The sequence below is a fragment of the Corynebacterium striatum ATCC 6940 genome, from assembly GCF_000159135.1.
GTDB lineage: Bacteria > Actinomycetota > Actinomycetes > Mycobacteriales > Mycobacteriaceae > Corynebacterium > Corynebacterium striatum.
The window spans coordinates 1-236 of sequence record NZ_GG667587.1 but is presented as its reverse complement, the minus strand read 5'-3'; the positions used below and the strand labels follow the sequence as shown (position 1 = coordinate 236).

The window sequence follows — 236 nt, the reverse complement described above, 5'->3', positions numbered from 1 at the left end:
CCTGCTCCATCCAGTCCATCGTGGAGGCGCCATCGTGGGTCTCACCGATCTTACGGTTAATACCGGTGTAGAAAAGGATGCGCTCCGTGGTGGTGGTCTTACCAGCATCGATGTGCGCCATGATGCCGATGTTGCGGACCTTCTTCAGGTCGGTCAACGCTTCAAGTGCCACTGGGTTACCCCGCTCATTTCGTTGTTGAGCGACTTTGCTGGAACTTCCATGTTGTTCACATTGT

General features: G+C 54.2%; 1 protein-coding gene. It reads right to left on the bottom strand.

The annotated features are described in order from the left end of the window. On the bottom strand, positions 1 to 172 hold a 172-nt coding region (locus HMPREF0308_RS13485; RefSeq protein WP_005532525.1), incomplete at its 3' end, for a GTP-binding protein. Positions 173 to 236 lie beyond the last annotated feature (64 nt).